Origin of the sequence: uncultured Chryseobacterium sp., from assembly GCF_936933875.1 — a bacterium.
Taxonomy (GTDB): Bacteria; Bacteroidota; Bacteroidia; order Flavobacteriales; family Weeksellaceae; genus CAKZIK01.
Map to the genome: position 1 here is coordinate 70,319 of NZ_CAKZIK010000046.1, position 22,277 is coordinate 92,595.

21 protein-coding genes are annotated in these 22,277 nt (G+C 35.7%); 8 read left to right on the forward strand and 13 right to left on the reverse strand.

The window, feature by feature from the left end:
* Positions 1 to 137: 137 nt before the first annotated feature.
* From recA to pfkA, 5 genes are all read right to left on the reverse strand, one after another.
* Positions 138 to 1,139 (reverse strand): recombinase RecA, encoded by a 1,002-nt coding sequence (gene recA, locus Q0252_RS07200; protein ID WP_297984909.1) that lies wholly within the window; start codon positions 1,137 to 1,139, stop codon positions 138 to 140.
* A gap of 257 nt (positions 1,140 to 1,396) precedes the next feature.
* Positions 1,397 to 2,602 carry an oxygenase MpaB family protein gene (locus tag Q0252_RS07205; protein ID WP_297984910.1) on the reverse strand — a complete coding sequence of 402 codons (1,206 nt, stop codon included), beginning with the start codon at positions 2,600 to 2,602 and terminating at the stop codon, positions 1,397 to 1,399.
* Complete coding sequence (locus Q0252_RS07210) at positions 2,580 to 3,014, reverse strand: hypothetical protein (RefSeq protein ID WP_297984912.1); 435 nt, start codon at positions 3,012 to 3,014, stop codon at positions 2,580 to 2,582. Before Q0252_RS07210 ends, Q0252_RS07205 begins: the two co-directional genes overlap by 23 nt.
* A gap of 308 nt (positions 3,015 to 3,322) precedes the next feature.
* Positions 3,323 to 4,327, reverse strand: a complete 1,005-nt coding sequence (gap, locus tag Q0252_RS07215) for a type I glyceraldehyde-3-phosphate dehydrogenase (protein ID WP_297984914.1) — start codon at positions 4,325 to 4,327, stop codon at positions 3,323 to 3,325.
* Positions 4,328 to 4,357: 30 nt separating this feature from the next.
* Positions 4,358 to 5,344, reverse strand: coding sequence for a 6-phosphofructokinase (gene pfkA / locus Q0252_RS07220; RefSeq protein ID WP_297984916.1), 987 nt, complete (start codon positions 5,342 to 5,344; stop codon positions 4,358 to 4,360).
* A 95-nt stretch (positions 5,345 to 5,439) separates the two neighbouring features.
* On the opposite strand from pfkA, the gene Q0252_RS07225 reads away from it, so the two are divergent.
* The 5 genes from Q0252_RS07225 (at position 5,440) to Q0252_RS07245 (ending at position 13,213) form a co-directional block, all read left to right on the forward strand.
* On the forward strand, positions 5,440 to 5,805 hold the full coding sequence (locus Q0252_RS07225) for a hypothetical protein (protein WP_297984918.1): 366 nt from the start codon (positions 5,440 to 5,442) through the stop codon (positions 5,803 to 5,805).
* A 70-nt stretch (positions 5,806 to 5,875) separates the two neighbouring features.
* Positions 5,876 to 8,257, forward strand: a complete 2,382-nt coding sequence (locus tag Q0252_RS07230) for a TonB-dependent receptor (protein ID WP_297984919.1) — start codon at positions 5,876 to 5,878, stop codon at positions 8,255 to 8,257.
* 3 nt (positions 8,258 to 8,260) lie between these two features.
* On the forward strand, positions 8,261 to 8,815 hold the full coding sequence (locus tag Q0252_RS07235) for a hypothetical protein (RefSeq protein ID WP_297984920.1): 555 nt from the start codon (positions 8,261 to 8,263) through the stop codon (positions 8,813 to 8,815).
* Positions 8,816 to 8,895: 80 nt separating this feature from the next.
* A complete protein-coding gene (locus Q0252_RS07240; RefSeq protein WP_297984922.1) occupies positions 8,896 to 10,230 on the forward strand; it encodes a trigger factor in 1,335 nt (444 codons plus the stop codon).
* A 136-nt stretch (positions 10,231 to 10,366) separates the two neighbouring features.
* Positions 10,367 to 13,213, forward strand: coding sequence for a pitrilysin family protein (locus Q0252_RS07245; protein ID WP_297984924.1), 2,847 nt, complete (start codon positions 10,367 to 10,369; stop codon positions 13,211 to 13,213).
* A 289-nt stretch (positions 13,214 to 13,502) separates the two neighbouring features.
* Here Q0252_RS07245 and Q0252_RS07250 read toward each other — a convergent pair whose 3' ends face one another.
* Both Q0252_RS07250 and Q0252_RS07255 read right to left on the reverse strand, forming a co-directional pair.
* Positions 13,503 to 14,090, reverse strand: coding sequence for a DUF3109 family protein (locus Q0252_RS07250; protein ID WP_297984926.1), 588 nt, complete (start codon positions 14,088 to 14,090; stop codon positions 13,503 to 13,505).
* Between the two features lie 6 nt (positions 14,091 to 14,096).
* Positions 14,097 to 15,002, reverse strand: a complete 906-nt coding sequence (locus Q0252_RS07255; protein ID WP_297984927.1) for a DUF6427 family protein — start codon at positions 15,000 to 15,002, stop codon at positions 14,097 to 14,099.
* 43 nt (positions 15,003 to 15,045) lie between these two features.
* Between Q0252_RS07255 and Q0252_RS07260 the strand changes: the two genes are divergently transcribed.
* Positions 15,046 to 15,279, forward strand: coding sequence for a hypothetical protein (locus Q0252_RS07260; protein WP_297984928.1), 234 nt, complete (start codon positions 15,046 to 15,048; stop codon positions 15,277 to 15,279).
* Between the two features lie 73 nt (positions 15,280 to 15,352).
* Here Q0252_RS07260 and Q0252_RS07265 read toward each other — a convergent pair whose 3' ends face one another.
* The 6 genes from Q0252_RS07265 to Q0252_RS07290 all read right to left on the reverse strand — a co-directional run bounded on the left by Q0252_RS07265 (position 15,353) and on the right by Q0252_RS07290 (position 20,044).
* Complete coding sequence (locus Q0252_RS07265) at positions 15,353 to 15,790, reverse strand: universal stress protein (RefSeq protein ID WP_297984929.1); 438 nt, start codon at positions 15,788 to 15,790, stop codon at positions 15,353 to 15,355.
* 72 nt (positions 15,791 to 15,862) lie between these two features.
* Positions 15,863 to 16,471 (reverse strand): fumarylacetoacetate hydrolase family protein, encoded by a 609-nt coding sequence (locus Q0252_RS07270; protein WP_297984930.1) that lies wholly within the window; start codon positions 16,469 to 16,471, stop codon positions 15,863 to 15,865.
* A 164-nt stretch (positions 16,472 to 16,635) separates the two neighbouring features.
* Positions 16,636 to 17,400 carry a 3'-5' exonuclease gene (locus Q0252_RS07275; protein WP_297984932.1) on the reverse strand — a complete coding sequence of 255 codons (765 nt, stop codon included), beginning with the start codon at positions 17,398 to 17,400 and terminating at the stop codon, positions 16,636 to 16,638.
* Positions 17,401 to 17,464: 64 nt separating this feature from the next.
* Positions 17,465 to 18,178 (reverse strand): CDP-alcohol phosphatidyltransferase family protein, encoded by a 714-nt coding sequence (locus Q0252_RS07280; protein WP_297984934.1) that lies wholly within the window; start codon positions 18,176 to 18,178, stop codon positions 17,465 to 17,467.
* Positions 18,175 to 19,044 (reverse strand): lysylphosphatidylglycerol synthase transmembrane domain-containing protein, encoded by an 870-nt coding sequence (locus Q0252_RS07285; RefSeq protein WP_297984936.1) that lies wholly within the window; start codon positions 19,042 to 19,044, stop codon positions 18,175 to 18,177. The genes Q0252_RS07280 and Q0252_RS07285 overlap by 4 nt, the downstream gene beginning before the upstream one ends.
* Positions 19,010 to 20,044: a glycosyltransferase family 2 protein gene (locus Q0252_RS07290; RefSeq protein ID WP_367174827.1), complete on the reverse strand. Its 1,035-nt coding sequence runs from the start codon at positions 20,042 to 20,044 to the stop codon at positions 19,010 to 19,012. The genes Q0252_RS07285 and Q0252_RS07290 overlap by 35 nt, the downstream gene beginning before the upstream one ends.
* A 76-nt stretch (positions 20,045 to 20,120) precedes the next feature.
* Between Q0252_RS07290 and Q0252_RS07295 the strand changes: the two genes are divergently transcribed.
* Positions 20,121 to 21,674 carry a glycosyltransferase family 39 protein gene (locus tag Q0252_RS07295; protein ID WP_297984938.1) on the forward strand — a complete coding sequence of 518 codons (1,554 nt, stop codon included), beginning with the start codon at positions 20,121 to 20,123 and terminating at the stop codon, positions 21,672 to 21,674.
* Positions 21,675 to 21,794: 120 nt separating this feature from the next.
* Complete coding sequence (locus Q0252_RS07300) at positions 21,795 to 22,211, forward strand: DUF2147 domain-containing protein (protein WP_297984940.1); 417 nt, start codon at positions 21,795 to 21,797, stop codon at positions 22,209 to 22,211.
* Positions 22,212 to 22,277: the final 66 nt, after the last annotated feature.

The window sequence follows — 22,277 nt, forward strand, 5'->3', positions numbered from 1 at the left end:
TTTTTATTTTTATTCTGTTTTCTTTTTTTTCAAAAAAAATACCACTGAAAATATTATGACAGATTGTCATTTTAAAATCAATCATAAAAAAAGCAGAACTGAGTTTAAGTTCTGCTTTTTCATTTTTAATCGGGAGATTATTTATTTTTAATTTCTTCTTTAATTTTATTTTCCAGTTCTTCGGACAATTCTGGGTTGTCTTTCAGTAAATCTTTTACCGCATCACGGCCTTGCCCAAGTTTTGTTTCTTCATAAGAGAACCAAGAACCACTTTTCTTCACGATTCCCATTTCAACAGCTTGATCTAGGATTTCGCCAGTTTTGGAAACTCCTTCACCATACATAATATCGAATTCTGCCATTTTGAAAGGTGGTGCAACTTTATTTTTCACAATTTTTACTTTCACGCGGCTTCCAACTGCTTCGTCACCTTGTTTAATTGGAGCACTTGCTTTTCTGATGTCAACTCTCACAGAAGCATAGAACTTCAAAGCATTTCCACCGGTTGTAGTTTCCGGATTTCCGAACATCACCCCGATTTTTTCACGAAGCTGGTTGATGAAAATTACGGTACATTTCGTTCTTGAGATTGTTGCAGTCAGCTTTCTTAAAGCCTGAGACATCAATCTTGCGTGAAGACCCATTTTGGAATCTCCCATTTCTCCTTCGATTTCTGCTTTTGGTGTTAGAGCAGCTACAGAGTCAATAACAACGATGTCAATTGCTCCTGAGCGGATCAGGTTATCGGCAATTTCCAAAGCCTGTTCTCCGTTGTCGGGTTGAGAAATAATTAGATTATCAAGATCAATTCCCAGTTTTGAAGCATAATGTCTGTCAAAAGCGTGTTCTGCATCAATGAATGCTGCAATTCCGCCCTGTTTTTGTGCTTCAGCGATTGCGTGAAGTGTTAAAGTGGTTTTACCCGATGATTCCGGACCATAGATTTCTATAATTCTTCCGCGGGGATATCCGCCAACTCCAAGTGCAATGTCCAAACCAAGAGAACCGGATGGAATTACTTCGATGGAATCGTCAACAGAATCGTCGCCAAGCGTCATTACTGTTCCTTTTCCGTAGGTTTTATCCAGTTTTTCAAGCACCAAAGAGAGCGCTTTCTTTTTATCATCAATACTGCTCATTACAAATTTTATATTTTAACAAAAATACGGAAATTAAACTGCTGAATTTGGAAATGTTGATAAATTTTGTAGCAATTTTTGCGAACTACTTAGACATAATTGGTTTTATTCGCTGTCATTCTGAATGCAGCAAAGCGGAATGAAGAATCTATTAATCGAATATTAAAATGAGATTCTTTCGGCTACACTTCGTTTCGCTCAGAATGACAAGTTCAAAATAATTGCAACATTAAACTTTGTGTTTCCGCGTTTCAAAATCAATAATGAAAATCTTTCGGTGTATGTTTAATATAATCATCCAGGACTTTCATCTGCTGTTTGTTGCCGATTTCAACCAGTTTCTGATATTTCAAAGGATTATTCAGGTTGTAAACGCTTTGTGAAAGATTGTTGGCCTGAATAATTAGTTTTGGAAATACGGAAGCAATCCCAACTTTTGGAATCTGCAGTCTTTCATTGATTTCTCTATCAAGCAGAAACCAGTTCGTGCTTTGATGTAAATTCAAAAGAAGTTTTCGCTGAAACTGAAATTTGTAAATTGTGTTCGTGAGATTTTCATCCAATAAAGCTTTCGCAAGCTGTGCGGAATCGTCATCACCTTTATTCTGAATTGAACTCCATAAATACAACTGTTCAACAGCCTGCTGTTTATTTTCGGGTAAAAATTCTTCAGGAATTCCAAGCAGATATCCGATGTATTTCCACAGATGAAAAACGCCTTTTTCTTCTTCCTCGGAAATTTTGACGCCGAGTTTTTTCAAACCCTGCATGGTCACGAGAGAAAATCCGGTATACGTCGCAATCATGTCCCAGGAATTGATCGGTTCGCCCCAGTTTTCGTAATCCCAGTTTTCAATTTTCTTTTTGATGGTGAGTCTGGCGTAAGAGTGCATCAAACGGGTTCTGACTATTAGTTGATAGGCTTCGGAATTGATTTTTAAAGTATTTTCACGCGTGACGTGGACCCAGAATTCCAGGGTGTCCTTCAAACGTTTTACGGCTCCTTTTTTCAGTGCGCCGGTGAAAATCAACGGCTTATTCAGGTAAGCAAAATCGTAACCGCCCATTAAAGTGAAGTCGCGCAGGATAATCAGGTCGTTGGTGCCGCTTCTCATGCAGAATCTCGCACCAATGTTGGCTAAATTTTCATCAAACCATTCCGGAATTTCCTGCATTTGCAGAAATATTTTTTTTAAACTTTCTGGAGCATCATCATTGTCCGAAATTTTGTTTTTTGAAAACTGCTGAACTAAGGCTGAAGCTTCATTATAGGGGAGTTTGAAATAAGTGTCACTCACTGCATTGTCGCCCAATTCATCCACCTGATAATAAAGATGCGCGAATTTTTCAAAATTTTCGAAAGTCGGTTTCCAGCCTGACCAATCGAGCAGTTGTTTTCCGTTGCCTTTTGCCCAAAATGTTTTGAAATGTTCGGAATCTTTAAATTTTGGCAGAATCTGCATTTTTTGAAGAATTTTTTAACAGCCATAAAATTACTAAAGTCAGAACGAAATGCGGAATTATACTAAAAGCATCTATACCGCCGCCTGTAACATAAAAACCATGACTTCCCAAACTTACATTTCCAGATGGATATTCTACTGAATTGGGAACTTTATGGAAAAGATGAATGATGGTGGCTGCAAAGCCATAAAATATTATTGAGTAGAAAACTGTTCTTCCGAAATTTTTGCTTTCAAGTAGTATAATTACAGTAAGTAAAAATGGATGTAAAACAACGAGTTGATATAGGATGATTTCTAAGACGGTTGCTTTTGAATCACCAAATACGAATTCTTTCACGATAAAATTTCCTAGAAAAAACTGTAGAAGTAATCCAACTAATATTAAAGAAATTTTTATGGAATTTTTCATTTTTAAATCGCAGCAAGTTTTAAGCCGAGTATTCGCAATAGCGATGGTAACGAAAATCCTTTTTTTGCGCGGCGGCGAAGCCGCCGCGCAAAAAAAGATTGTAGTGGACGTAGCGACCCGAGTTGCGGCTTTGGCGTTGGAGAGGGTATTGCCACATTAATAAATTAATGAGATTGCTTTGTCGTTTCGCTGCGCTTCACTCCTCGCAACGACAATGCGGCCGTTTTGACGCTCGCTTCGCTCGCGCCAACTCATCAAAAAACCTCCCAAAAATTTGAGAGGTTCTTATCATATAGTTAAAAAGCCGATTATAATGAAGCAGCGTGAATCAACATATCTGTCAACTTGTTAGAGTAACCGGTTTCGTTATCGTACCAAGAAACCAATTTCACGAAGTTTGGAGAAAGCATGATACCCGCATCTTTATCGAAGATGGAAGTTCTCTTGTCGCTTACGAAGTCCTGAGAAACTACAAGGTCTTCAGTGTAACCCAAGATTCCTTTCAGTTCACCTTCTGAAGCTGCTTTGATCGCTGCACAGATTTCATCGTAAGAAGTTGCTTTTTCCAATCTTACTGTAAGGTCAACTACAGAAACGTCTGCTGTTGGAACTCTGAAAGACATACCTGTTAATTTTCCGTTCAGTTCAGGAATTACTTTTCCTACTGCTTTTGCAGCACCTGTTGAAGACGGGATGATGTTCAGAAGTGCAGAACGTCCGCCTCTCCAGTCTTTCATAGATGGGCCGTCAACAGTTCTCTGAGTTGCCGTTGTAGCATGAACGGTTGTCATCAAACCTTCCAAGATTCCGAAATTTTCGTGAACTACTTTTGCCAAAGGCGCCAAACAGTTGGTTGTACAAGAAGCGTTAGATAAAATTTTAACATCGTCTGTTAAAGTTTTGTGGTTTACACCCATTACATACATTGGCGTATCGTCTTTAGAAGGTGCAGAAAGAATTACTTTTTTTGCTCCTGCTTCAAGGTGTTTTGAGGCAGATTCTTTATCAAGGAAAAGTCCGGTAGATTCTACAATATAATCAGCTCCAACTTCGTTCCATTTCAAGTTTGCAGGGTCTTTTTCAGCAGAAATTCTGATGGTTTTTCCGTTTACAACAAGGTTGTTTCCTTCTACTTTAACTTCTCCGTCGAATTTTCCGTGTACAGAATCGTACTTCATCATATACGCCATATATTCTGCATTGATCAAGTCGTTAATTCCTACGATTTCAATATTGTCTCTCTCCAACATTGCGTTGAAAACAAGACTTCCAATTCTACCAAATCCGTTAATACCTACTTTAATTGTTGACATAATATTTTGTTTGTTTAATTAATATAAATTTTAGATGGCAAGGATTTCTGCAATTTTCAGCAAATCTTTGTCGATTTCGTTATGTTTTTTAATGGCTTCTTCAATGGGTGTGTAAACAAGTTTGTTGGATTTCAGTCCGGCCATTACTTTGTTTTTACCTTCCATTAAGCCTACAACTGCGCCGTAACCAAGTCTTGATGCCAAAACTCTATCTGCACAGCTTGGTGAACCACCTCTTTGAATGTGTCCTAAAATGGCAACACGAATATCATATGTTGGGAATTCGTCTTTGGTTGCTTTTGCCAAATCATAAATTCCACCCAACTGTTCACCTTCGGCTACCACTACAATACTTGAAGATTTCCCTGCTTCCTGAGCTTTTTTGAACGTATTAAAAAGGTCTTCCATACTGTCTTTTCTCTCAGGAATCAAGATGTCCAAAGCTCCGGCTGCAAGTCCGCTGTTTAATGCGATAAAACCTGCATCACGTCCCATTACTTCTACAAAAAATACACGGTTGTGAGAAGTTGCGGTGTCACGAATTTTATCAATCGCGTCCATTGCTGTGTTCAAAGCAGTGTCGTAACCAATGGTATTGTCTGTTCCGAAAATATCGTTGTCAATTGTTCCGGGAACGCCAATTACTTTAATGCCGAATTCTTCATTGAAAATTTTTGCACCGGTAAAAGTTCCATCTCCACCGATACAAACTAAAGCATCAATCCCATGTTTTACACAGTTATCGTAAGCTTTTTGTCTTCCTTCTTTCGTTTTGAATTCCATGGAACGGGCAGATTTTAAAATCGTTCCACCTTCTGTGATGATATTTTTTACAGAACGAGGTCCCATTTTAATGAAATCGTCGTGGATGAGTCCATTGTAACCTTCGCGTACTCCGTAGCATTCAATTTTATAATAGTTTGCGGTTCGCACTACCGCTCTCAAAGCCGCATTCATACCTGGAGCATCGCCTCCTGAAGTAAAAACTGCAATCTTTTTTACAGCACTTTCTTTCATACATAAAATTTTCAGCACAAAAATACGAAAAGTCAAGCAAAAAAAGGGAAGATTTCATTGATAACAATCATTAAAAAAATCTTAATTTTGTAAAAATGAAAAAACTGAAACAGCAGATTCTTTATCAACAAATTTTATCGCCTATTCTTTTGGCGGTTTACCTTTTTGTTGCGCTGTTTTCGCAGAATTTTCACAACCATGGAAGTGGAGAGGTTTTTCGCGATTTTCATTTTAAAAAAGCTGAAAAAACTGTTTCTTCAACAGAGTTGGTGAAAGAATTTACAGACTGTCTTTCATGTCATTTGATGCACGATGGTAAAGTTTTAATTCCGCAGGAATTTTCTTTTAAAATTGAAAGATTTGATGTTTTTCAGCAGCAGCAATTCGCTTACAAGCAGCGTTTTGGTGACCTTAGTATTTTTGGATTCTGCCTTCGCGGTCCTCCTATAGATTTCATTTAATAAAAAACACAATTGATTTTTTAAGACTGTAATTTTTTTTGCAGTGAACTTTAATGTAAAATCATTTTAAATGAAATTATTCTTCAGCGTAATGTTGATGCTTTTTGGATGGGCAACAGCAAGCGCACAAACTTATACTTTACGTGGAACAGCAATAGATTTCCACGACAATACAGCCCTCAATAAAGTGAAAATTGAAGTTGCCGGAAAGACTGTTTTTTCAGATTCGGACGGTAAGTTTTTAATTACAAAAATTAAAGCTGGAAGGTACCTTTTAACGGCGACACATCCCGATTGCGAAGTTTTTTCGGAAAATATTGTCATCAAAGAGGATACAGAAATAACACTGAATCTTGAGCATCATTCCCACGACATTGAAACCGTAACGCTTCATGGAAAACATCAAAAACCCGGGATTATTTTGGAGAAAACCATCGACCAAAATGTGCTTTCCCGAAACCGAACGGAAAATCTCGGAAATGTATTGACGAATATTTCTGGCGTTGGAACTTTGAAAACCGGAAATAATATTGCAAAACCGCTTATTCACGGGCTTTATGGAAGCCGAATTGCCATCATTAACAACGGTGTGAAAATGGCAGAACAGGAATGGGGAGTGGAACACGCTCCAAATGTTGATATCAATAATTTTGAACATATCGACGTCATCAAAGGAGCTGCAGCCTTGAAATACGGAAGTGACGCCGTTGGTGGAATTGTGGTTTTGGAACCTGAAATTTCTCGAAAAAAAGATACGTTAAAAGGTGCGGTAAATCTTTCGGGAAGTAGTAATGGAAGAGGAATTGGTTTTGATATTAATTTGCTGAAATCTTGGGAAAACGGTTGGGTTGTAAAAACGAACGGTGGCTACAAAAAACTGGGCGACCAAAAAACGCCGGATTATTTGCTGATGAACACAGGTTTGAATTTCAACTCCTTTAATTTTTCGGTGCAAAATATTGATTTTAAGAAGGGAATCGCTTTCGATTATAGTTTGACGAACCAAACCATCGGTATTTTCCGCGGTTCGCACACCGGAAATCTGGAAGATTTTTACAACGCAATGAATGCATCGGAACCTATTTATCAAAGACCTTTTTCTTATGATATTGATAATCCGAAACAGGAAATTCAGCATCACATCGCGAAAATTTCAGCGTTTAACCGATTTAAAAATTTTGGAAAACTATCGGCGAGTTACAGCTTTCAGTTCAATCACCGGAAAGAGTTTGATTTAAGACGGGGAGAACTCAATGCAGTTCCTTCTTTGGATTTGGAATTGGTAACAAATCAGCTCAATATCAATCATTTATTAGAAAGAAAAAACTTTGAGTTGGAAACCGGAATCGACGGAACGTATCAAAATAATTTCTCGAATCCCGATACCAAAGCGAGACGTTTAATCCCTAATTACGATAAATATTCGGCAGGAATATATTCTGTCTTGAAACATAAAATTTCGAAAAATTTCAATGCTGAAGCGGGTTTGCGTTACGATTTCAATTTCTATAATGCAGCGAAATGGTATGATGTTTCGGAGTGGGAAAATCAATACGCTGCACAATTTCCTGAGTTTTACATGAGAACAGAAGGAAACCGCGTTTTGACGAATCCAAAACTGAAGTACAACAATTTGTCTTATAATGTAGGTTTGGATTTTCATCCGTCGCAACACTTTAGTGCGAAAATGAATTATGCGCGAGTTTCGCGAACACCGAATCCGGCTGAACTTTTTGCAGACGGACTTCACCATTCCGCAGCGATTATTGAAAGAGGTGATTTAAGTTTGAAAAACGAAACCGGACATCAAATTAACCTTGACCTTTCTACGAAAATTAATGTTCTCAATGGTTTGAATATTCAGCTTAATCCGTACGCTTTTTTCACGAAAAATTTCATCAGCGAAATTCCGGTGGGAATTCAGAACACCATTCGTGGAACGTTTCCGGTATGGAAATACCGACAGGTTGATGCTGAAATGTTGGGAATTGATTGGGATATTTTGCTGAAAATTAATGAAAATTTCACGTATTCTAGTCGTGGAAGTTATCTGTACGGAAAGGATTTAACGAATGATGAACCATTAATTCTGATGATGCCTCCAAACTTCAGCAACAAGCTGGAATTCAATAAAAAAGCATGGAATAACTTCTATTTTTCAGTGGAAAACAGAAATGTTTTGGAACAGAAAAGATTTCCTATTCACAACGCGGAAATTTCAGTGTACGAAAACGGAGCATCTGTTTCGAAAACCGTGGATTTCAGCACGCCGCCAAAAGCGTATTCGCTTTGGAACCTTCAAACGGGAATTGATTTGGCCAAAAATTTCAGCGCCGGACTTTCGGTTTCAAATCTATTCGACACAAAATATAGAGATTACCTGAACCGTTTGCGCTTTTTCGCGGATGAAACGGGACGAAACATTATTCTGAACTTTAAATATCAATTCTAAAAAATGAAAAAATTTAAATATATTTTTCTGCTTATAATTTTAGCTATTACGGCAGTTTCATGTCATCGTGACGAGTTTTTTTCTGATGATATTCCGCAGGAAGAAATCACGAATATTATTCTGAAAGTAAAGGATATTTCAACCCAAATTACCTCGACTTACAATTTCAATATGGGACAGGGAAACCTTCCGGAAATTAAAATTCAGGACGGGCATGTTTATGATGTAGAATTGGTTTTCATGAACGGAAATGAAGACGAAACCGAAGCCATCAAATTAGCAAAGGACGAACATTTTGTACTGTTCGATTTTCCGGCATCACAAATTCAGTTGGAAAGAACGGATGATGCTTCTTCAACAAGAGATAAAGACGGAATGAAACTCGGTCTTTTAACCAGATGGAACGTTATTAAAACTATCAATGGAACAAGTCCGGTTCTTAAAATTTCTTTAATCCACGATGCAAAATCCGTTTCTGAGCAACAAAACGGAACAGAATGGGGAAGTACGAAAGGTGGAGAAACAGATGCGGAAGCAATTTTTTCACTGAAAAATTAGGTGCGATTTCGCTTAAAAATCAATTTCTTAATCCAAAAAAAAATTCATATTTTTGCAACCTAAAATTTCAAAAAATAACAATGAACGTTACAGCTACAAACCACGATGATGTAAGCGCGTTACTTACAGTTACGTTAGATAAAGCAGATTATAAAGATAATGTTGAAAAACAACTTATCAATTACGCAAAAAATGCACAGATTCCGGGATTCAGAAAAGGAAAAGTGCCTTTAAGCATGGTAAGAAAGCAATATGAAGCAGGAATTGCGTTTGAGGAAATCAACAAGCAGGTTTCTGAAGCTTTGAACAACTACGTGAACGAAAATAATTTGAAATTGGTAGGACAGCCGGTTCCACAACCAGTGGATGATTTCAACCATAATGCAGAGCAACTTTCTGTAGCTTTCGAAGTGGGTTACGAACCAAACTTTACGATTGATTTGGGTAAATATGAAGCTCCTCACTACAAAGTAGAAGCATCTGACAAAGAAATCGGACAGTCTATCGAAAACATGCAGAAGCGTTTCGCAGAGCAGGTTCCACAGGATAAAATCGGGAAAGATACTTATGTAGCTTTAGAAGTGAGCCAGGTTGTAGAAGTTGATGCAGAAGGAGAGCACCATCATCACCCAAAAAATGTTACCGTTACAGCTGACAAAAAAGAGGCCTTTAAATTAGTGAAGTCTTTGAAAATGGGTGAAACTGTAAAAATCAAAAAAGAAGATTTGCAGGGGAACGAAACTTTGGCAACTGAACTTGGTTTCAGCAAAGAAGAAGTAGAACACCTTCACCACGATGAGTTGGAAGTGAAAGTTCAGGATTTCTATGGTCTTAATTTGGCTGAACTGAACCAGGATTTGTTTGATAAAATCTACGGAGAAGGAAACATTAAGTCTGAAACTGAATTGAAAGAAAAAGTGAAAACTGAATTGGACGAATATTTCCAGCAAAATGCAGATGTACACTTCGTAAACAAAGTTTTGGAGCAAATTAACGAGAAGGAAGAAGTAAAACTACCTGAAAATTTCTTGGTAAAATGGTTAATGTTCTCTAACCAGAACATCCAGAACGAAGCTCAGGCTAAAGAAATTTTGGAAGCTGAAAAGAATACATTGAAATACCAAATCATCGAGGGTAAATTGATGAACGATAACGAAATCAAGTTGGATTATGCTGATATTTTGGCTCAGGCTGAACAATTAGTAAAAAACCAATTGGCGATTTACGGAATCCACCACCTTTCTGACGAAGAAATCCAAAAGTATGCTGTAGAAATGTTGAAAGACCAACAGCAAGTACAACAAATTTCTTCTGAAGTTGCAATGGCGAAGTTGAAAGACGTTATCCTTGAAAAAGCGACGAAGATAGAAACTAAAATCTCTCACGACGAGTTTTTGGAAGAATTGAAGAAATAATCTATTTAAGATATATTAACTAAACCGCTGAATTTTCAGCGGTTTTTTGTTTTAAACTTTAGCAAATATTTAACAATTTCTATTTGTTGCAGCACTTTTTATATTGTTATCTTGGCATTACTAAACAAATAGTTATATGAAGAAATTATTATTTTCTTTCTCGCTTTTTATATTAATGGTGGGAAATGTGATGGCACAAAACATTCCTGTTGACAATTCTGTAAGGATGGGAACCTTAGCAAACGGAATGAAGTATTACATTAAGAAAAATGTAAAGCCGGAGAAAAAAGTAGAGATGCGCCTCGCTATTAACGCCGGTTCTGTTCTGGAAGATGAAAACCAATTGGGATTAGCTCACTTTATGGAGCACATGAACTTCAACGGTACCAAAAACTTCCCTGGAAACAAACTTGTAGATGCACTACAATCTGTCGGAATCAAATTCGGGCAGCATCTTAATGCTTACACAAGTTTTGATGAAACGGTTTACATGCTTCCGGTTCCGCTAGACAAACCCGGTAATCTCGATTTAGGATTAAAAGTAATGGAAGATTGGGCTTTTAATGCGCTTCTTACTGATGAAGAAATCAATAAGGAAAGAGGCGTTGTTCTGGAAGAATTAAGATTAGGTCTTGGTCCGGATAAAAGAATGATGGACAAATGGTTGCCCAAAATGGCTTACAACTCTCAATATGCGAAACGTTTGCCGATTGGAAGCAAAGCTATTTTAGAAAACTTTAAACCAGATGTTTTAAGAAAGTTTCATCAGGAATGGTACCGACCAGATTTAATGGCGCTTGTTATTGTAGGCGACATCAATATCGATGAAATTGAGCAGAAAGTAAAAGCCAATTTCAGCAACTACAAAAATCCATCAAAATTAAGAGAAAGAACAGTTTACGGAATGCCGAGTCATAAAGAGACTTTGGTGGCTGTAGAAACCGATCCGGATGCAACAAACTCACAAGTACAACTAGTAATGAAAGAAGATGGTTTGAAAAAACCGCAGGTTACAGTTGCAGATTACGATAAAGGAATTGTACAGAATTTGGTAAATACCATGATGAACAATAGGTTAAGAGAGTTAACCAATTCTAATAATCCTCCTTTTACATTTGGGTTTGTGAGTTATGGTAATTTCCTGAGAACGAAAGAAGCATTTTCGGGTATGGCTTTAACGAAAGACGGAGGACAGGCTGCAGCTTTAAAAGTCTTATTGGAAGAAGTAGAACGTGCAAAACGTTTCGGCTTCACACAAACAGAGCTCGACAGAGCAAAAGCACAGGTTCTTTCCGGACTTGAAAGAAGTTATAACAACCGTGATAAAACAGAAAGTTCGATGTTGGTGGGAGAATATGTAAGAAACTTTTTGGATCAGGAGCCGGTTCCTGGAATTGCATGGGAGTTCGAACAAAACAAATCCTATTTACCTTCGGTAACATTAGCACAAACCAATGCAGTAATTAAAGAATTTGTGCGCGAGGATAACAGAGTGGTTGTAGTTACAGGGCCTAAAAAAGAAGCCATTGTATATCCGAATGACGCTCAGGTGTTGAAAATTTTTGACGATGTTAAAGTTGCTAAAATCGAGCCTTATAAAGAAAAAGCAACCATTGCCAATCTCGTTAAGCCTTTTAAATCAAACGGAAAAATTGTTAAAACTGAAACCGATTCCAAATTAGGAACTACTACTTTAACATTAAGCAACGGTGCAAAAGTTACTTACAAAAAAACGGATTTCAAGGAAGACGAAATTGTATTTGCTGCCAGAAGCTTAGGAGGAAACTCTTTATTGCCGGATATAGATTATGTGCAGACGCAGTTTGCATTTCCTGCTCTTGCTGAAGCTGGAGTAAATGGTTTTAGTAAAAATGATTTAACAAATTATTTGGCTGGAAAACAAGTAAGTGTAAATCCGTCGGTTGGAGGAATTACCGAAGGTTTGAACGGAAGAACAGGTCAAAAAGATTTGGGAACGATGATGGAATTAATTTATGCTTATTTTACAGGACTTAATTATGATCCAGCAGCATTTAATGCATACAAGGAAAAGCAAAATGCGATGTATGCAAACCTGTCTTCTGATCCTAATTTCTATTTCCAGAACCAGTTCCAAAAATTCAGAAATCAAAACAATCCAAGATTTACAAGCATTATCCCTTTAGAAGCAGATTGGGCAAAAACCGATTACAAAAAAGCGTACGAATTTTATAAGCAAAGATTCGCTAATGCCGGAAACTTCCATTTTTATTTTGTTGGAAACATTGATGAGGCAAAACTTAAAGAATATGCAGAACAGTATTTAGCCAGTTTGCCTTCCGACAAGAAAACTACAACATTTAAAGACACTGGTTACAGATCTGTGTACGGAAATTATACAAAAGTGTACAAGAAAGGGAAAGATCCAAAGAGTACGGTTCAGTTGATCTATGGTGGATTAGCAAAATACAATGAAAAGGAAGATTTGGCTTTGTCTGCATTAGGTGAAGTGGCAACTATCAAAGTCATTGAAAAACTCAGAGAAGAAGAAGGCGGAATCTACGGAGGTGGAGCAAGAGGTGGTATGAGCAAAACACCTTATGGATCTTGGTTTTTCAGTATCAATTTTCCTTTAGGTCCTGAAAATGTAGATAAACTTACGAAGGCTGCTTTAGCAGAACTTCAGAAAATTATTGATAATGGTCCTGAGCAAAAAGACCTAGATAAATACAAAGAAGGTGAACTTAATGATAATAAAGTGCAGTTGAAAGACAATAATTATTGGCTCAACAACCTTTATACCTACCAAATTGATGGAGGAGACCGATACGAAATGCTGAATTACGAAAATAATGTAAAAGCGCTTACAGTAAAAGATCTTCAGGCGGTGGCTAAGAAATATCTTACAAAAGAAAATCTTATCTCTGCTACTTTAATGCCGGAAGACGGATGGGAAGCTAATATGAAAAAGGCAGCTCAACCAATGGCTGTTCCTGCTAAATAGGAATTTTAAAATGATTAATTTTTCGGGCGGCACGCTTTGCGTGCCGCCCGATTTTTTTCATTATATCTGAAAATTAGAAATCATAGGTTCGTGCAAAAGATAATTTTCCAGCGGAGATAAATTTTTGTTCTGAAGATGCAGATTGGCAGTTACAATTACCGAGTTTTCTCTTTATTCCAAACTTAAAATTTCTACAATTTTGGAAAAATTCCACAATCGCAATTCAAATAAATGTATTGAAAAACTCAAAGAGCTTCTTTCTGTCAGTTATTAAGGTCTAATTGCCGTTTCATTTGTTTTTGAATTCTTTTTCCCATTCTTCGGCAGCATCGCTTAAAACGGTATAAAATTCTTCGCCGTATTTTCTTATCAAAGGGGTTTTCAGAAATTTGTACACGGGAACTTGCAGTTCTTTTCCGAGTTCACAGGCATCACTACAAATCGGCCATTCATGGTAATTTAAAGCAGTGAAAGTTGAATAATCCTTCACTCTAATCGGATACAGGTGACAGGAAATCGGTTTTTGCCAATCCACTGCGCCATCTTCATAGGCTTTTTCGATACCGCATTTCGTAATTCCGCGTTCGTCGAAAATGACGTAAGCGCATTCTTCTCCATTCACCATTGGCGTTACGAAATCGCCGTCACTTGGGTCAACAGTCCAGTTTCCTTGCTGCTCAAGAGCTTTTACGCCTTCCGGACGAAGATAAGGTTTCACTTTCTCGAAAATGTCATCCAAAATTTTGGTTTCCTCTCTGTCCAAAGGAGCTCCAACATCGCCTTCAACGCAACATGCGCCTTTACATTTGGTAAGGTTGCACACAAATTCTTCGGAGAAAATATCTTCAGAAATCAGTTTGTTATCTATCTGTATCATAATTCTTTAAAATAATTGGACGTAATTGCTCAGTTTAAACAAAATTAAACATAAAATAATGAGCCATAATCCGGTTTCTTTCATCCAGTATTTCGGGAAAAACTTCAAAACTCTTGTTAAAATAATACTCGCCGGAAAAGCCATCAGTAAAAGATATTCGTAATGATTTCCCATGTACAAAATAATTGTAACAAGCTGCGCAAGGATGAAAATTAAGAGAAAGGTATATTTAAATCTGCTTGTGGGACTTTTCTGGCTGTAATACCTGAAATGGTCCATCACTGCATAAATCATCAATCCTAAAACCGGCACCAAAAAAAGTAAGGATTCGTAGTTTTTGATGAATTTTGAATCTGGAATCGGAAGATAATTTTGGTCGAATGTGGTGTAACCAATGAAGTACATCACACAAAAATAGGCTGTGAAAGTTAAAATCATCCCGAAAAACAGACGGAAAAGATTCAGCCCAATTCTACCTGAAGTCGCAATAACATGCAGAATCACAAAAATCAGCATCGGCCAGGTTGTCGGTAAAAAGAGATAATTGATGGCTAAAATTGCACCTACTAAAAGGTAAGATTTTTTGCGGATATCGTCTTCTGTACTCGTTAAAATCAGTAAAAGGAAAGAGTTGGTTAACAAAGAAACTGCAATGCCGATGTCGAGATTTCCGGGATACAAAGCGAATACGAAAAAGCTGTAAAGAAAGAGCGGAAGATGCGTTTGATACGTTAAATTAATCTGGTTGAAAATAAAATAACACAGCGCTACACCACAAAAGGTTATTATCGCAGAAACTCCTTCTAAATAATTAAAATTCAGTACGTTAAATGCAATTACAATGAAAAGAAGAAATAAGATGTAAACCGGAACCGAAAAAATATTGCTTTCTTTTGAAAGTAATCGAAACATTTTTTATAAATTTGTGCAAAGTTAATTTAAAATAAGGAAAATAATGACGTCTTTCTGGTTATTCTTAAGCAAAGTATTCAAATGGTCTTTCGGTTTTTATGATGCGTTGGGAAATGTGCTTAACTGGGTGTTGTTCCTGGTTGCTTCTGCTTTGTTTATTTACTGGTGCTACGTTTTGGTAGTAACTTTGGGTGGTGATAAGGATAAAGAGTATCATTCGCCAACAGAAGGAAATTTCCCTTATTACGATCCTAAGATCTACAACAAAGAAGGTTAATTAATTGGTATATAGATAAAAAACCCGTTCAAATTTTTTGGACGGGTTTTTTAGTTTAGTGAATGTGAATCAATTAGTTATGCATCGGGATCACCACCACAGGAATGGGTGAACTTTTGGTAAGATCTTTTGTTAAGCTTCCTACGAAAACATCATAAATTCCGCTTCTTCCGTGTGAACCCATTACGATGTATGACGCATTTTTTTCACGGCAATAATCAAGAATGATGTCTTTTGCAACGCCTTGTTTCAGAATATGTTCGCAGTCCACATTTTGAGCAGTAATGCGCTGTTGTATGCGGTTAAGTTCCTGTAGTTCTTCCTTAATTTCGTTCTGTTCCACCTCCGGAAAATACTGAAATCCCATATCGCCAATCGCAAAACCAATATCTGCGGGAGCAACGTGTATCAAACAGATTTGTCCGTTGGTTTGTTTAGCAAATTTTACGGCTCCTTCTATTAATTTATCGGTAGTTTCAGAGAAATCAACCGGCAAAACGATTTTAATCATGATGTTCTGAATTTTGTTCCTTAAAGTTACGAATAATTTTGTAGTGAATTTTCATGTTGCTGGTGATTATTATCACTGAATTCTTACATCGAAAACTTTTTGGTCTTCGAGATAACCTTCAAGAATATCATTTTCAGAGACTTTTCCAACGCCTTTCGGAGTTCCGGTGAAGATTAAATCTCCAACACGAAGCGTGAAATACTGCGAAACAAAAGCGATAATTTTTTCCGGCGAAAAAATCATCAGATTGGTATTTCCGTCCTGAACTTTTTCTTTGTTTTTTAACAATGAAAAGTTGAGGTTTTTCATATCGAAATTTTCTTTTTTATAAAATTCCGAAAGGACAGCAGAACCATCAAAACCTTTGGCAAGTTCCCATGGTAAGCCCTTTTCTTTCAGTTTGCTCTGTAAATCTCTCGCAGTAAAATCAATACCCAAACCAATTTCATCGTAATATTTTCCGGCATTTTCTTCCTGGATATATTTTCCGCCTTTAGAAATTTTGAGAACGACTTCTGCTTCATAATGTACATCCTGCGAAAATTCCGGGATGTAAAAATCGGTTCCTTTTTTAAGAACAGCAGTGTCGGGTTTGATGAAAATTACAGGGCTTTCCGGAACTTCATTTCCGAGTTCTTTGGCGTGTTCCGCGTAATTTCTTCCTATGCAGATGATTTTCATAATAACATTGATATTTTTTCAACCACAAAAGTCACAAAAGAAAAAGTAAATTAATTATTCGTTTTAAAGCAAACAAAATTAAAATCAAAGATTTTAAACTTTTAACCCCTTTTGAGTGGCTTCAATAAAAAGAAAAACTCTTTTGTGACTATTGTGGTTTAACATTAAAACTTGCTTCGCAGTTGAATTCCTGTCAAAACCTTTTTCGTGTACAAAGGAAAATCTGCATTCTGAATCCAGCCGTAATATCCCACATCTTTCTGGAAAACATCTTTCACTCTTTGTCCTTTATATTTCCCAAACGTGAAAATTTCTTTCTGGTCCTCATCAAAAGCAATAAATCCGGCTAAATCTGCAAAACGGCTATGGAAGGAATATTCACTTAGACCTGCAATTTCGTTTGGTAAATCATCATATTTGCCAACCTGTGCATCCAGAACCTCAAAGGTAGCCATGACATCAGCTTCGGCGGAATGAGCATTTTCCAATGTTTTTCCGCAGTAGAAATTGTAAGCTGCCGTAAGATTTCTCGGTTCTTTTTTATGGAAAATCGTTTGTGCATCAACCAATTTGAATTTATTCAAATCAAAATCAATTTCTGCGCGCAAAAGTTCTTCAGCCAAAAGGGGAACATCAAATCGGTTGGAATTAAATCCTCCCAAATCGCTCCCTGCAATCATCTCCATAATTTTTGGAGCGATTTCTCTGAATTTAGGTGCGTCTTTCACATCTTCATCAAAAATTCCGTGTACGGCGGAAGCTTCCTTGGGAATATACATTTCCGGATTCACGAGCCAGGTTTTGCTTTCGCGCGAGGCATCGGGATTGACCTTCAGGATGCAGATTTCGACAATTTTGTCCTTTGCGACATTTACACCGGTGGTTTCAAGGTCGAAAATGCAGAGTGGTTTATGTAATTTTAAATTCATGATTTAGTACGTAGTGACCATTCGTGAATGGTCTGATAAAAGTGTGAACGTTCGAGAACATTCATTACGACAGTTGTTTTTGAAAAATAATCGACACCAAAATATACCAAAAAATTACCAAAGGAATTCCAACAATTTTGAAAATCAGCAAAATCAAAATTGCACCAATCAACAAAACAATTTTCGGGATATTGTCCTGAATTTTCATGGATTTGAATTTCATCGCAATCATTTTGATGGGAGAAATTAGGAGCCAGCAACTTAAGATTGTTAAAGCAATTAATGTCAATGGATTTTGCAAAATGTCCTGCAGAAAATTAACTTTTTTGAACGCGTAAAAAAGTCCAAATATTAAAATTGTATTACTTGGCGTGTTCAATCCTTTAAAATAATATTTCTGATCTTCATCAATATTAAAAATAGCCAGCCTTAAACATGAAAATAGGGTAATGAAAAGTCCTAAATATTTAATTTCAAAAGGTAAATTCAAACCAAAAATTTCAGTTCCGAACGGTTCCAGCAATTTATACATCGCCAATCCCGGAATCAAACCAAAACTTACCATGTCCGCCAAAGAATCCAACTGAACTCCAAGATTGGAATTGGCTTTCAAAGCTCTTGCAACAAAACCATCAAAAAAATCTAGTATCAACGAAATAATAATGCAGACTGCCGTTGTTAGATAATCACCATTAATAAGATGAATGGCTCCAATACAACCCGAAAAAAGATTTCCGAGCGTAAGCATATTGGCGAAATTGTTTTTTATAAAATTCATAATTCGTCAGTAGTTTTCAAATTTAGTTTTCTTAGCTGGAAATACACGCCAAAAAATGAAAAAAATGCAGTAATTACTGTAAATAATAATGATGCAGAAACCGAAATATTGGGATTAAAATCAAAATATTTTGAGGCTTGTAAAAAAAGCATTTCACGAACACCTATTCCAGCAAAAGAAATTAGGCTTAATACAGAACTGGACAGGAAAACAATGGCGTAAATTGTGTAGTTGCTTTCTAAACCGAGACTTTTTAATAACAAAATAAAACTTACAACCTGTAAAATTTGAATTAAAACTGAAAGTAAAAAAGTCAATAAAAATATGTTTTTGTACTGCGAAAAAAGCTTTTTTGTAAAGAAATATGTCGCTGTTATTCCGATTATTATTCCGATAATTTCGAGCCAAATATAATCTCCAAAACCAGAAAGTTGCGTTGCAAATACGAGTATTAGGACACAAATCGCCAAAAGCCCACTTAATCTGTCATTAAATAATGATGAGGTTAATTTTTTAGAATTCCAGCCAAATTTTTTATTTAAAATATACACTTTGTAAGCGTCTCCGCCAATTCCTCCAGGAATAAAGAAATTGTAAAACATTCCCAAAAAATACAATTCTAAATTGCTTTTAAAACTTAAATTAAAACCATTGGCAAAAAAATACTTTTCTAATCTTTTGGTCGAAACAATTTGAGATGCCAAAAAGAAAATTGCACCTAATAACAAATAAAAAATATTGATACTCTTCCAAAGTTCGGATATTTCCTGAAAAGGAATTTTCGTGAAAACAAAATACAGCAATGCAATGCTGATAACTATTTTCAGAAGGTTAATCGATAACTTTTTCAGCTTGTTTTTGTCCAAAAGTTATGGTTTTACGGATGTTGAACGGTCTTTTGCTTTGGGATTCGTAGTAGGTTTTCATCAACATATCAATGATAATTCCCGTTGTGAAAAACTGTATTCCGATAAATACCAACAAAACTCCTAAAATTAATAAAGGTCTCCCACCAATTTCGTTTCCTAAAAGCTTTACAATTAGAAGATATAAATTGATGAGCATCCCCAATGTAAAGGTAATTAAACCAATATTTCCGAATAAATAAATAGGCTTCGAAAGATATTTTTGGTTGAAAAGAACCAAAAGCAAGTCATTAATAACTTTAAAAGTTCTGTTCATCCCATATTTGGAAACACCGAACTGTCGGGCGTGGTGTTTTACAGGCATTTCCGTAATTCGAGCGCCATTAAGATGCGCCATCAAACTGATAAAACGATGGTTTTCCCCATAGAGATTCAAATCTTTAGCGGTTTCATTAGTGAAAACTTTCAATGCGCAACCTTGATCTGAGATTTGAAGTTTTGTAGTGTTTTTGATAATGAAATTGGCAATTCTGGAAGGTATCGTTCTTACAGAAGAATCCTGACGTTTTTGCCTTTTTCCAACTACCAAATCATAATGTCCTTTTTCAAGTAAATCCACCATTGCAGGGATATCTGAAGGGTCATTTTGTAAATCTCCATCCAAAGTAATGATGTAATCACCAGTTGCATAGTCGAAACCAGCCATCATTGCGGAACTTTGTCCATAGTTTTTTTTCAGTTGAATGAGAACAACATTTGGATCATTTTTCTCACAAATATCCTTTACAGTGCCGTCTGTTGAATTATCGTCAATCAAAATTAATTCATAATGTAAACCAGACATTGAATCTCGGATTTTATCAATCAGAAGTCCTGCATTGCCTTGCTCATTGTACATTGGGATGACGAGTGAGTAAAATTTGTTATAATCCATTTGTTTGGTGTGAATTGCTAAATTTGCAAAAATTAATGCAAAAATAATAAAAACTAAAGTTTTCATGCATCAGAATCAACTATTGTCCTTTAAACAAATTCTCTTTTTATACTTCGGTTTTGCCTTGGTTTATTTTTCAGGAATGTTTATTCCTTTGATGGAAAATGATTCAGCACAGCACGCATCAATGGCAATGCGAATGGCATTGAATGATGATTTTTTCAATATTTATAAAGGAGAAAATGCTTATCTAGACAAGCCTCACATGCATTTTTGGCTTGCTGCTTTATCCATGAAAATTTTTGGGATTAACCATTTTGCATACAGGATTCCTGCTTTTCTATGCATTTTTTTATTAGGTGCGTTTTCGACAAAAAAGTTGGCTGATTTACTTTATGAGAATAAAAATCTTGGTTATCTAGCTTCTTTAATTTTTTTGTCTGCTCAAACGATTATTTTGTCTGCGCATGATGTTAGAACTGATGCGGTTTTAACAGGTTTTATCATCTTTTCGATTTGGCAGTTCGTGAAATTTGTTAAAAATCAAAATTCATTTGCAGGAATTCTTGCCGGATTTGGGACAGCATTAGCTTTTTCTTCTAAAGGATTGATGGCTATTGTAATTATTGGTTTTTGCATTTTCGGATATTTGTTGTATTCAAGGGCGTGGAAAAGGTTTTTTAATTTAAAATTAATATTCCCAGCTTTGGCATTTGTTATCGGGATTCTACCGATTTTATATGCTTATCATCATCAATTTGGAATTGATGGTATTAAATTTATTCTTTTGGGACAAAGCGTTGCTAGGATGACTGGCGATGGTTTTGTGCCGAATAATTCAGACTATTTTTTCTTTTTCCATACTTTATTATGGGCTTTTTTACCTTTTTCTTTGGCTTTTTATGTTGGAGTTTTTGATAAAACTACATTTTTTGTGAAAAATAAATTTCAAAAAATAAATGGAATTGAATTTTTAACACTCGGAGGATTTTGGCTTGTAATGCTGCTTTTTTCCGCATCAAAATTTAAGCTCCCACATTATTTGAATGGTTTGATTGCTGTTTTGGCGATTTTTACTTCCGCTTATTTGTTTGAAGTTTTCAATAAAAATAAATTAAAAAAAATCAAAGTTCTATACATCATCCAATTGGTGGTAATTTTTGGTTCAATTATAGGCGTGGCAATGCTTTTCTATTATTTCACGGGCATTTTAAATGTTTGGATGTACTTTGTAATTGTAGGTTTATTTGCGTTTCTATTATTTAAAATTTTTTCCAAAGAAAATATATTTAAGAAATATGTTTTCGTTTCATTGCTTTTTGCTTTAGCTGTAAATCTTTATTTGAATACTCAATTTTATCCAGTTTTAACTAAATATCAGGGTGGTCTTAAACTAGCAGAATTTGTAAATAAAAATAAAATTGAAAAATCAAAAATCTTTATGTTGAAAGATTACGAAACCTGGTCATTCGATTTTTATACAAAACAAAATACTCCAAGAGTTGAAGAAAAACAATTAAAAACTGGTGATTATCTTCTAGTAAATGATAAAGATTTAGAAAAGTTATCTAAAAAGTATAAAATTATAGATACTGAAAATCATTTTCGAATTACGAGATTATCATTGAAGTTTCTAAATCCCAAGACACGACCAGAACAATTTAAGAAGATGTATTTGGTTCAAATTTTAAACTAGCGTTTAATTTTTTAAATTTTGGTATTTCCTTTGTTAACTATGGTATGAATAATGAAAAATTTTGCGTTTAACTTTTTTTAATTATTTTTATCAAATCGAAAAAATTAAATACTTTATACAATGAAAAAATTAATGTTCGCCTTTGTTGCGATGTTTTTTGCGACGTTATCATACGCACAAATCGAAGGAAAATGGAAAACGATCGACGATGAAACTGGAAAACCAAAATCAATCGTTGAAATTTCTAAAAAATCCGACGGTAAATATTATGGTAAGATTGTTCAACTTCTTATTAAGCCAGAAAATAACAACTGTGTGAAATGTAAAGACGATCGTAAAAACAAACCACTAGTAGGTTTAGAAATTATCCGTGGTCTTAGCAAAGACGGTAGCGAGTTTGGTGGAGGTACAATTACAAACCCTAAAGACGGTAAAAGTTACAAAACTGAAATCGTAAGAGAAGGAAATACTTTGAAAGTAAAAGCTCTTATCATGGGATTAGCTGTAAAAACCCAAACTTGGCATCTAGTAAAATAAAAAAATCTTAAATGAATATCCGTAATTTATCATAACTTTTGTATATTTGTAGTAATCAAACAATTA

What these genes read in the sequence shown, in the direction of transcription:
- recA (WP_297984909.1), bottom strand. Translation starts at nt 1,139, where the DNA reads ATGAGCAGTATTGATGATAAAAAGAAAGCGCTCTCTTTGGTGCTTGAA.
- Q0252_RS07205 (WP_297984910.1), bottom strand. Translation starts at nt 2,602, where the DNA reads ATGCAGATTCTGCCAAAATTTAAAGATTCCGAACATTTCAAAACATTT.
- Q0252_RS07210 (WP_297984912.1), bottom strand. Translation starts at nt 3,014, where the DNA reads ATGAAAAATTCCATAAAAATTTCTTTAATATTAGTTGGATTACTTCTA.
- gap (WP_297984914.1), bottom strand. Translation starts at nt 4,327, where the DNA reads ATGTCAACAATTAAAGTAGGTATTAACGGATTTGGTAGAATTGGAAGT.
- pfkA (WP_297984916.1), bottom strand. Translation starts at nt 5,344, where the DNA reads ATGAAAGAAAGTGCTGTAAAAAAGATTGCAGTTTTTACTTCAGGAGGC.
- Q0252_RS07225 (WP_297984918.1), top strand. Translation starts at nt 5,440, where the DNA reads ATGAAAAAACTGAAACAGCAGATTCTTTATCAACAAATTTTATCGCCT.
- Q0252_RS07230 (WP_297984919.1), top strand. Translation starts at nt 5,876, where the DNA reads ATGAAATTATTCTTCAGCGTAATGTTGATGCTTTTTGGATGGGCAACA.
- Q0252_RS07235 (WP_297984920.1), top strand. Translation starts at nt 8,261, where the DNA reads ATGAAAAAATTTAAATATATTTTTCTGCTTATAATTTTAGCTATTACG.
- Q0252_RS07240 (WP_297984922.1), top strand. Translation starts at nt 8,896, where the DNA reads ATGAACGTTACAGCTACAAACCACGATGATGTAAGCGCGTTACTTACA.
- Q0252_RS07245 (WP_297984924.1), top strand. Translation starts at nt 10,367, where the DNA reads ATGAAGAAATTATTATTTTCTTTCTCGCTTTTTATATTAATGGTGGGA.
- Q0252_RS07250 (WP_297984926.1), bottom strand. Translation starts at nt 14,090, where the DNA reads ATGATACAGATAGATAACAAACTGATTTCTGAAGATATTTTCTCCGAA.
- Q0252_RS07255 (WP_297984927.1), bottom strand. Translation starts at nt 15,002, where the DNA reads ATGTTTCGATTACTTTCAAAAGAAAGCAATATTTTTTCGGTTCCGGTT.
- Q0252_RS07260 (WP_297984928.1), top strand. Translation starts at nt 15,046, where the DNA reads ATGACGTCTTTCTGGTTATTCTTAAGCAAAGTATTCAAATGGTCTTTC.
- Q0252_RS07265 (WP_297984929.1), bottom strand. Translation starts at nt 15,790, where the DNA reads ATGATTAAAATCGTTTTGCCGGTTGATTTCTCTGAAACTACCGATAAA.
- Q0252_RS07270 (WP_297984930.1), bottom strand. Translation starts at nt 16,471, where the DNA reads ATGAAAATCATCTGCATAGGAAGAAATTACGCGGAACACGCCAAAGAA.
- Q0252_RS07275 (WP_297984932.1), bottom strand. Translation starts at nt 17,400, where the DNA reads ATGAATTTAAAATTACATAAACCACTCTGCATTTTCGACCTTGAAACC.
- Q0252_RS07280 (WP_297984934.1), bottom strand. Translation starts at nt 18,178, where the DNA reads ATGAATTTTATAAAAAACAATTTCGCCAATATGCTTACGCTCGGAAAT.
- Q0252_RS07290 (WP_367174827.1), bottom strand. Translation starts at nt 20,044, where the DNA reads ATGAAAACTTTAGTTTTTATTATTTTTGCATTAATTTTTGCAAATTTA.
- Q0252_RS07295 (WP_297984938.1), top strand. Translation starts at nt 20,121, where the DNA reads ATGTTTATTCCTTTGATGGAAAATGATTCAGCACAGCACGCATCAATG.
- Q0252_RS07300 (WP_297984940.1), top strand. Translation starts at nt 21,795, where the DNA reads ATGAAAAAATTAATGTTCGCCTTTGTTGCGATGTTTTTTGCGACGTTA.